This window comes from uncultured Thiodictyon sp. (assembly GCF_903828115.1).
Lineage (GTDB): Bacteria > Pseudomonadota > Gammaproteobacteria > Chromatiales > Chromatiaceae > Thiodictyon.
This window is the reverse complement of sequence record NZ_CAIKKU010000591.1, coordinates 1-2,269: the sequence shown is the minus strand read 5'-3', so window position 1 is coordinate 2,269 and position 2,269 is coordinate 1. Positions and strand designations below refer to the sequence as shown.

Here is a 2,269-nt window from a genome sequence, read left to right as displayed (position 1 = left end):
TCGGAGAAGCGATGCACTTTGGGGTGCGAGAGAATCCGGGGCGCTACGATAAGCACGATTACGACAACGACAACGACAACGACAGCGAAAATGGCGCTTAGGCAGTCGCAACTTTCTTAACGAACGGGAGGGGCATAAAGTACGCCGCCATCGCGCCACAGCGCATTGGCGCCGCGCTCGATCTTGAGCGGTGACCCCGCCCCCAGGTTGCGCTCGAAGACCTCCGCGTAGTTGCCCACCTGGTCGATGATGCGGTAGCTCCAGCCGCGGTCGAGCCCGAGCAGCTTGCCGGTCTGACCGTCCACGTCCAACAGGAGTTGAATGTCGTCGGCATGGGCCCGCGCGCGCGCCGTATCGACATTGCCGGAGTCGATTCCGGCCTCTTCGGCGTTGATCAGGGTGAAGAGGGTCCAGCGCACGATGTCGAACCAGCGGCCGTCGCCGGTGCGCACCACCGGTGCCAGGGGCTCCTTGGAGATCATCTCCGGCAGGATGCGATGGGCGTCCTCGCCCGCCAGTTCGGCGCGCATGGCGTAGAGCTGGGAGAGGTCCGCGGTCAGGGCGTAGCAGGTGCCGGCCAGGTAGGCCTTGGTCGCCGTTGGGGTATCGGGGAACTCCTTGAGGTCCAACTCCATGCGATTACGTGTGAAATAGGTGCGCGCGTTCTGCGGGCCGCTGATGCCGGCGGCGCACACCGGCTTCTTCGACAGCTCACGCGCGCTCAGGGTGCTGGTGTCCCGGCGGACCATGAAGCCCTGGCCGTCGTGGTGGAGGACGCCGACGAACGTGAGCTCCGGATCGAGGTCCCGCGAGAGGGTCCAACTGGTGTTGCGCGCGAGCAGGTCCGCTTTTCCCTGGCGCAGCGCATCGAAGCGGCTGCCGCTGGGGGTGGGCACCAGTTCCACCTTGTCCGCGCGGCCGAGCACCGCCGCGGCCACCGCCCGACAGAAGTCCACGTCGATCCCGCTCCAGTGGTCCTGCGCATCCTTGAAGGAGAGGCCGGGAATGGTGCCATTGACGGCGCAGCGCAGCACACCGCGCGCCTTGACGTCCTCCAGGGTGTCGGCCTGGGCTGGCGTTGGGGCCAGCGGCAGGGCACTCAGAAGGACCAGGGCGGCGAGCCGACGGGACAGTGGATGCATGGGGCTCTCCTTCAGGTTGGGGGGCAGTACGCCATCCTACCAGCATGGGCGAGGGGGGCGATGGGACCAGGGCGGGTGTTACCGTTCTGTCAAACTGACACATTCATGCGCAAACATGAACAAAGTTGACTTCCTGCTTCACCGGGGCCGGTTTCGTGCGTACCTTGCGGCCCGCACCAGCGCCTTCCCCTCCACAGGCAGACACCGCGGAACTCGCGGCGTAATGGGCGAGGTTAATCGCCGCATTCAAGTCCCGGTCGTGGCTGGAGCCACAGGCCGGACAGTCCCACTGTCGCACCGCTAGCGGCAGTGAGTCAATCTGATGAGCGCATCCCGAGCACGTCTTGCTGCTCGGATACCAGCGATCCGCGACCACCACGCGCCCGCCGCGCAGCGCGCTCTTGTACTCCAGTTGGCGCCGGAACTCGAAGAAGCTCATGTCCGAGACGGCGCGCGCCAGGTGCCGATTCTGCACCATGCCGCGGACGTTCAGGTCTTCGATGCCGATGGTATGAAAGCGCCGCGCCAGATCAGATGTGAGCGTGTGCATGGCATTCAGGCGCACGTTGGCGATGCGGGCATGAAGGCGGGCCAGCTTGGCCTTGGTTTTACGCCAGTTGCGGGAGAATTTCACCTTTCGCGAGAGGCTTCGGTTGAGCCGCTCCATGCGTTTCAATTCCGCCTTGTGGGCCTTGGGGCCGCTGACTTGCTCACCGTTGGAAAGGGTAGCAAGCCGCGTGACACCCAGATCGACACCCACGACGCCTTGGTTTTCGGCGGAACGGGTGAGGATCTGATCGGTGTCCACGACGACGGCGACAAACCAGCGGTCCGCCGTGCGAGAAATCGTTGCCGAGACAATCTTGCCGGTAAAGCGCAACGTCTCGCGTATCCGCACCCAGCCCAGATGGGGGAGGCGGATACGCGAACCGTCGAGAACGAAGTGCCCATTGTCCAGGGCAAAGCTGTCGTTGCGACCTTTTTTGTGGAAACGTGGGTATTTGGCGCGCCCGGCAAAGAAGTTCTTGAAGGCCTCGCCCAACTGCATAATGGCTTGCTGGGGCGCGCACTTGGTTACTTCGAGCATCCAGGGGAATTGCTCGCGCTTGATGGCGTTCAACTGCCGG

The 2,269-nt window shown here is 64.1% G+C and carries 2 protein-coding genes; both read right to left on the bottom strand.

Annotated features, from left to right (window positions below; genetic code table 11):
• Positions 1-116 precede the first annotated feature (116 nt).
• A complete protein-coding gene (locus tag QZY48_RS22375; RefSeq protein WP_295435297.1) occupies positions 117-1,142 on the bottom strand; it encodes an amino acid ABC transporter substrate-binding protein in 1,026 nt (341 codons plus the stop codon).
• A gap of 103 nt (positions 1,143-1,245) precedes the next feature.
• A partial coding sequence (locus tag QZY48_RS22370; RefSeq protein WP_295435295.1) for an RNA-guided endonuclease TnpB family protein occupies positions 1,246-2,269 on the bottom strand: 1,024 nt, incomplete at its 5' end.

Coding starts and splice junctions, on each gene's coding strand:
- QZY48_RS22375 (WP_295435297.1), bottom strand. CDS start 1,142: ATGCATCCACTGTCCCGTCGGCTCGCCGCCCTGGTCCTTCTGAGTGCC.